Origin of the sequence: Lacticaseibacillus songhuajiangensis, assembly GCF_003946025.1 — a bacterium.
Lineage (GTDB): Bacteria > Bacillota > Bacilli > Lactobacillales > Lactobacillaceae > Lacticaseibacillus > Lacticaseibacillus songhuajiangensis.
The window spans coordinates 1-7,490 of the sequence record NZ_RHNR01000071.1 but is presented as its reverse complement, the minus strand read 5'-3'; the positions used below and the strand labels follow the sequence as shown (position 1 = coordinate 7,490).

4 protein-coding genes and 2 pseudogenes are annotated in these 7,490 nt (G+C 39.1%); all 6 read left to right on the top strand.

What is annotated here, in order from left to right:
- Positions 1-81: 81 nt before the first annotated feature.
- A pseudogene (locus EKM97_RS11560) lies at positions 82-933 on the top strand (ATP-binding protein); the annotation flags it as partial.
- Between the two features lie 2 nt (positions 934-935).
- Positions 936-3,113, top strand: a complete 2,178-nt coding sequence (locus EKM97_RS11555; RefSeq protein ID WP_000804748.1) for a CD3337/EF1877 family mobilome membrane protein — start codon at positions 936-938, stop codon at positions 3,111-3,113.
- Positions 3,110-4,111, top strand: coding sequence for a bifunctional lytic transglycosylase/C40 family peptidase (locus tag EKM97_RS11550; RefSeq protein ID WP_000769868.1), 1,002 nt, complete (start codon positions 3,110-3,112; stop codon positions 4,109-4,111). The genes EKM97_RS11555 and EKM97_RS11550 overlap by 4 nt, the downstream gene beginning before the upstream one ends.
- Entirely contained in the window at positions 4,108-5,040 is a 933-nt protein-coding gene (locus tag EKM97_RS11545; RefSeq protein WP_001224319.1) for a conjugal transfer protein, read from the top strand. The genes EKM97_RS11550 and EKM97_RS11545 overlap by 4 nt, the downstream gene beginning before the upstream one ends.
- 313 nt (positions 5,041-5,353) lie before the next feature.
- Positions 5,354-5,401, top strand: a pseudogene (locus EKM97_RS12250) (hypothetical protein); the annotation flags it as partial.
- A gap of 15 nt (positions 5,402-5,416) precedes the next feature.
- Complete coding sequence (tet(M), locus tag EKM97_RS11535) at positions 5,417-7,336, top strand: tetracycline resistance ribosomal protection protein Tet(M) (RefSeq protein ID WP_000691727.1); 1,920 nt, start codon at positions 5,417-5,419, stop codon at positions 7,334-7,336.
- The last annotated feature ends 154 nt before the right edge of the window (positions 7,337-7,490 follow it).

The window sequence follows — 7,490 nt, the reverse complement described above, 5'->3', positions numbered from 1 at the left end:
AGTATTCGCAACGCTCCAAACGTTGCTTTCAGACCGGCCAGATGCGATTTCATGTCCCAAATACCGAGGTGAATAATACAGGTTGACCCTTATGTGATTATGAAAAATCCCAAAGATTCTGAATCACTGGCTATTGATATTCTGACATTCCTTACGGGGATTTCCTCTCGTGATGGGGAACGCTTCCCAATCCTTAGAAAAGCCATTCGTGCAGTAACCAATAGTGAAGTACGAGGGTTGATGAAAGTGATTGAGGAATTACGGGTTGAGAATACGCCACTAAGTACCAGTATAGCCGACCATATCGAAAGTTTTACAGACTATGACTTTGCACATTTATTATTCAGTAATGGTTATGTGGAGCAGTCTATCAGCTTAGAAAAACAACTGAACATTATACAGGTTGCGGACTTGGTACTTCCCGACAAGGAAACTTCCTTTGAGGAATATACCACTATGGAGCTTTTATCCGTTGCTATGCTGATTGTCATTAGTACCTTTGCTTTAGACTTTATCCATACAGACCGAAGCATTTTCAAGATTGTAGATTTAGACGAAGCATGGAGCTTTTTACAGGTAGCACAAGGAAAAACACTATCTATGAAGCTGGTTCGGGCTGGTCGTGCTATGAACGCTGGGGTATATTTCGTGACCCAAAATACAGACGACCTCTTAGATGAAAAACTGAAAAATAACCTCGGCTTAAAATTTGCATTTCGTTCCACTGACCTTAACGAGATTAAAAAGACCTTAGCCTTTTTTGGTGTAGACCCAGAGGACGAAAACAATCAGAAGCGATTGCGTGATTTGGAAAACGGGCAATGCCTTATCAGTGATTTATATGGTCGTGTCGGTGTGATACAGTTCCACCCTGTATTTGAAGAACTGCTCCATGCCTTTGATACCAGACCACCTGTGCGAAAAGAGGTGTAAATGTGAAACCATCAATAGTAAACAGAATAAAATCAAACTGGACGCTGAAACGTCTAGGTAAAGTGGCAATGACAGTGGCTTTCACACTTGTGATTGCCATTTTTCTTTTAGCCATGCTGGGAACGGTGGTTCAAGCTGCGGGCTTGGTAGATGATACGGTCAATGTGGCAAATGAATACAGCCGATACCCACTTGAAAACTATCAACTGGATTTTTATGTGGATAATAGCTGGGGCTGGCTTCCGTGGAACTGGTCGGACGGGATTGGAAAACAGGTCATGTATGGACTATATGCCATTACCAATTTTATTTGGACAATCAGTTTGTATGTTTCCAATGCGACAGGTTACTTAGTACAGGAAGCCTATTCCTTAGACTTCATTTCCGCTACAGCAGATTCCATTGGTAAGAATATGCAGACCTTAGCTGGTGTGAGTGCAAACGGATTTTCAACAGAGGGTTTCTATGTTGGATTCCTCTTACTCTTGATTTTGGTTCTTGGGGTTTATGTTGCCTATACGGGACTGATAAAGAGAGAAACCACAAAGGCAATTCATGCCATTATGAATTTTGTGCTGGTGTTTATCCTATCGGCTTCCTTTATTGCCTACGCTCCCGACTACATTAAAAAAATCAATGACTTTTCATCAGACATCAGTAATGCCAGTTTATCACTTGGCACGAAGATTGTCATGCCCCATTCCGATAGTCAAGGCAAGGACAGCGTGGACTTAATCAGAGATAGCCTGTTTTCCATACAGGTTCAGCAACCGTGGCTACTGCTTCAATACAACAGTTCAGACATTGAAAGTATCGGTATTGACCGTGTGGAAAGCCTGCTCTCCACCAGCCCAGATTCCAACAATGGCGAAGACAGAGAAAAAATTGTTGCGGAAGAAATTGAAGACAGAAGCAATACCAATCTAACCATTACAAAGACCATTAACCGTTTAGGTACAGTCTTCTTCCTATTTGTCTTCAATATTGGGATTTCCATATTTGTATTCCTATTAACAGGAATCATGATTTTCTCGCAGGTACTTTTTATCATCTATGCTATGTTTCTGCCTGTGAGCTTTATTTTAAGCATGATTCCATCATTTGATGGTATGTCAAAACGAGCCATAACAAAGCTCTTTAATACCATTTTGACACGAGCTGGAATCACATTGATTATTACGACAGCATTTAGTATTTCAACCATGCTCTATACCTTATCGGCTGGTTATCCGTTCTTTTTGATTGCTTTTCTACAGATTGTGACCTTTGCAGGAATCTACTTCAAGCTGGGCGATTTAATGAGTATGTTTTCTCTACAGAGTAACGATTCTCAAAGTGTGGGAAGTCGTGTGATGAGAAAACCTCGTATGCTTATGCACGCTCACATGCACCGTCTACAGCGGAAACTTGGACGTTCCATGACTACTCTAGGGGCTGGGTCTGCCATTGTTACAGGTAAAAAAGGACAGTCGGGTTCGGGGAGTTCTGCAAGGACACAAGCAGATCACTCCCGACCAGACGGAAAGGAAAAATCAACACTTGGAAAACGTATCGGTCAAACCATCGGTACAGTAGCTGATACCAAAGACAGAATGGTAGACACTGCTAGTGGTTTGAAAGAACAGGTTAAAGATTTGCCGACCAATGCAAGATATGCAGTATATCAAGGAAAATCCAAAGTAAAAGAGAATGTCCGTGATTTAACCAGTAGTATTTCTCAAACCAAAGCGGACAGAGCCAGTGGACGCAAGGAACAGCAGGAACAAAGGCGAAAAACCATTGCGAAGCGTCGCTCTGAAATGGAACAGGTCAAACAGAAAAAACAGCCTGCTTCTTCTGTTCATGAAAGACCGACTACAAGACAAGAACAATATCATGATGAACAGACCTCAAAACAGTCTAATATTCAGACTTCATATAAGGAATCTCAACAAGCCAAACAAGAGCGTCCAGCAGTTAAGTCCGATTTTTCAAGTCCAAAAGTGGAACGCCAAGGCAATACCGTTCAAGAAAAAACCGTTCAAAAGCCAGCAACTTCAACCACTACAGCAGATAGAACTTCACAACGTCCAATCACAAAAGAACGTCCGTCTACTGTTCAAAGAGTACCACTACAAAATACAAGAAGTAGACCACCAATCAAAACCGCCACCATTAAGAAAGTCGGTAAGAAACCATGAAGTTGAAAACTTTAGTGATTGGTGGTTCTGGATTATTCTTGATGGTCTTCTCACTGCTTCTGTTTGTTGCCATTTTATTTTCAGATGAACAGGACAGCGGAATTTCCAATATTCATTATGGAGGTGTGAATGTTTCCGCAGAAGTGCTGGCTCATAAGCCTATGGTAGAAAAATATGCCAAAGAATATGGCGTTGAAGAATATGTCAACATACTTCTTGCGATTATACAGGTGGAATCGGGCGGTACTGCGGAAGATGTTATGCAGTCCTCGGAATCCCTCGGTCTTCCACCTAATTCATTGAGTACAGAAGAATCCATTAAGCAAGGTGTGAAGTATTTCAGTGAATTATTAGCCAGTAGCGAAAGGCTCAGTGTAGATTTAGAATCGGTTATCCAGTCCTACAATTATGGTGGTGGTTTCTTAGGGTATGTGGCTAATCGTGGAAATAAATATACCTTTGAACTGGCTCAAAGTTTCTCAAAAGAGTATTCAGGTGGCGAAAAAGTGTCTTACCCCAATCCCATAGCCATACCTATCAATGGGGGCTGGCGATACAACTATGGCAATATGTTTTATGTGCAACTGGTAACGCAGTATCTTGTCACAACAGAGTTTGATGATGATACGGTACAAGCCATCATGGACGAAGCACTGAAATATGAGGGCTGGCGATACGTTTACGGTGGAGCTTCCCCGACTACTTCTTTTGATTGTAGCGGACTGACACAATGGACGTATGGAAAAGCTGGAATTAACTTACCACGAACCGCACAACAGCAATATGATGTGACCCAGCATATCCCACTATCGGAAGCACAAGCTGGCGATTTGGTTTTCTTTCATTCTACCTATAACGCTGGCTCTTATATTACTCATGTTGGGATATACCTTGGCAATAACCGTATGTTTCATGCAGGCGACCCAATCGGTTATGCCGACTTAACAAGCCCCTACTGGCAACAGCATTTAGTGGGAGCAGGACGAATCAAACAATGAGAAAGGAAGATTTAATGATGAAATTTAGAAAAAATCAGAATAAAGAAAAACAGATACCAAAGGAAAAGAAACCTCGTGTCTATAAGGTCAATCCTCATAAAAAGGTTGTGATTGCCTTGTGGGTACTTTTAGGGCTTAGTTTCAGCTTTGCGATATTCAAGCACTTTACAGCTATAGATACTCATACTATTCACGAAACAACTATCATAGAAAAGGAATACGTTGATACTCATCATGTAGAAAATTTTGTAGAGAACTTTGCGAAAGTCTACTATTCATGGGAGCAATCCGATAAGTCCATTGATAATCGAATGGAAAGTCTAAAAGGCTATCTGACAGATGAACTTCAAGCTCTCAATGTTGATACAGTACGCAAAGATATTCCTGTATCGTCTTCTGTAAGAGGATTTCAGATATGGACGGTAGAGCCAACTGGCGACAATGAGTTTAATGTAACCTACAGTGTAGACCAGCTCATTACAGAGGGAGAAAATACAAAGACCGTCCACTCTGCTTATATAGTGAGTGTCTATGTAGATGGTTCTGGAAATATGGTACTGGTTAAGAATCCGACCATTACCAACATACCTAAGAAATCAAGTTATAAACCAAAAGCCATTGAAAGTGAGGGGACGGTTGATTCCATTACAACCAATGAAATCAATGAGTTTTTAACGACGTTCTTCAAGCTCTATCCTACAGCGACAGCCAGTGAACTTTCCTACTATGTGAATGACGGGATATTAAAACCAATCGGAAAAGAGTACATCTTTCAAGAACTGGTAAATCCTATTCACAATCGTAAGGATAATCAAGTCACGGTATCGCTGACAGTGGAGTATATCGACCAGCAGACCAAAGCAACGCAGGTATCTCAATTTGATTTGGTACTTGAAAAGAACGGGAGTAATTGGAAGATTGTAAAATAACAAATATTGGTACATGATTACAGATACTTTGTAATCATGTACTCTTTTTGATAAAAAATTGGAGATTCCTTTACAAATATGCTCTTACGTGCTATTATTTAAGCGACTATTTAAAAGGAGTTAATAAATATGCGGCAAGGTATTCTTAAATAAACTGTCAATTTGATAGCGGGAACAAATAATTAGATGTCCTTTTTTAGGAGGGCTTAGTTTTTTGTACCCAGTTTAAGAATACCTTTATCATGTGATTCTAAAGTATCCAGAGAATATCTGTATGCTTTGTATACCTATGGTTATGCATAAAAATCCCAGTGATAAAAGTATTTATCACTGGGATTTTTATGCCCTTTTGGGTTTTTGAATGGAGGAAAATCACATGAAAATTATTAATATTGGAGTTTTAGCTCATGTTGATGCAGGAAAAACTACCTTAACAGAAAGCTTATTATATAACAGTGGAGCGATTACAGAATTAGGAAGCGTGGACAAAGGTACAACGAGGACGGATAATACGCTTTTAGAACGTCAGAGAGGAATTACAATTCAGACAGGAATAACCTCTTTTCAGTGGGAAAATACGAAGGTGAACATCATAGACACGCCAGGACATATGGATTTCTTAGCAGAAGTATATCGTTCATTATCAGTTTTAGATGGGGCAATTCTACTGATTTCTGCAAAAGATGGCGTACAAGCACAAACTCGTATATTATTTCATGCACTTAGGAAAATGGGGATTCCCACAATCTTTTTTATCAATAAGATTGACCAAAATGGAATTGATTTATCAACGGTTTATCAGGATATTAAAGAGAAACTTTCTGCCGAAATTGTAATCAAACAGAAGGTAGAACTGTATCCTAATATGTGTGTGACGAACTTTACCGAATCTGAACAATGGGATACGGTAATAGAGGGAAACGATGACCTTTTAGAGAAATATATGTCCGGTAAATCATTAGAAGCATTGGAACTCGAACAAGAGGAAAGCATAAGATTTCATAATTGTTCCCTGTTCCCTGTTTATCACGGAAGTGCAAAAAACAATATAGGGATTGATAACCTTATAGAAGTGATTACGAATAAATTTTATTCATCAACACATCGAGGTCCGTCTGAACTTTGCGGAAATGTTTTCAAAATTGAATATACAAAAAAAAGACAACGTCTTGCATATATACGCCTTTATAGTGGAGTACTACATTTACGAGATTCGGTTAGAGTATCAGAAAAAGAAAAAATAAAAGTTACAGAAATGTATACTTCAATAAATGGTGAATTATGTAAGATTGATAGAGCTTATTCTGGAGAAATTGTTATTTTGCAAAATGAGTTTTTGAAGTTAAATAGTGTTCTTGGAGATACAAAACTATTGCCACAGAGAAAAAAGATTGAAAATCCGCACCCTCTACTACAAACAACTGTTGAACCGAGTAAACCTGAACAGAGAGAAATGTTGCTTGATGCCCTTTTGGAAATCTCAGATAGTGATCCGCTTCTACGATATTACGTGGATTCTACGACACATGAAATTATACTTTCTTTCTTAGGGAAAGTACAAATGGAAGTGATTAGTGCACTGTTGCAAGAAAAGTATCATGTGGAGATAGAACTAAAAGAGCCTACAGTCATTTATATGGAGAGACCGTTAAAAAATGCAGAATATACCATTCACATCGAAGTGCCGCCAAATCCTTTCTGGGCTTCCATTGGTTTATCTGTATCACCGCTTCCGTTGGGAAGTGGAATGCAGTATGAGAGCTCGGTTTCTCTTGGATACTTAAATCAATCATTTCAAAATGCAGTTATGGAAGGGATACGCTATGGTTGCGAACAAGGATTATATGGTTGGAATGTGACGGATTGTAAAATCTGTTTTAAGTATGGCTTATACTATAGCCCTGTTAGTACCCCAGCAGATTTTCGGATGCTTGCTCCTATTGTATTGGAACAAGTCTTAAAAAAAGCTGGAACAGAATTGTTAGAGCCATATCTTAGTTTTAAAATTTATGCGCCACAGGAATATCTTTCACGAGCATACAACGATGCTCCTAAATATTGTGCGAACATCGTAGACACTCAATTGAAAAATAATGAGGTCATTCTTAGTGGAGAAATCCCTGCTCGGTGTATTCAAGAATATCGTAGTGATTTAACTTTCTTTACAAATGGACGTAGTGTTTGTTTAACAGAGTTAAAAGGGTACCATGTTACTACCGGTGAACCTGTTTGCCAGCCCCGTCGTCCAAATAGTCGGATAGATAAAGTACGATATATGTTCAATAAAATAACTTAGTGTATTTTATGTTGTTATATAAATATGGTTTCTTGTTAAATAAGATGAAATATTTTTTAATAAAGATTTGAATTAAACCTGGATTATTCATAGAATTTCAAAAAAGCAGCGCAATCCCATGATTCACACGGGACTGCGCTGCTTTGGTGTTTCA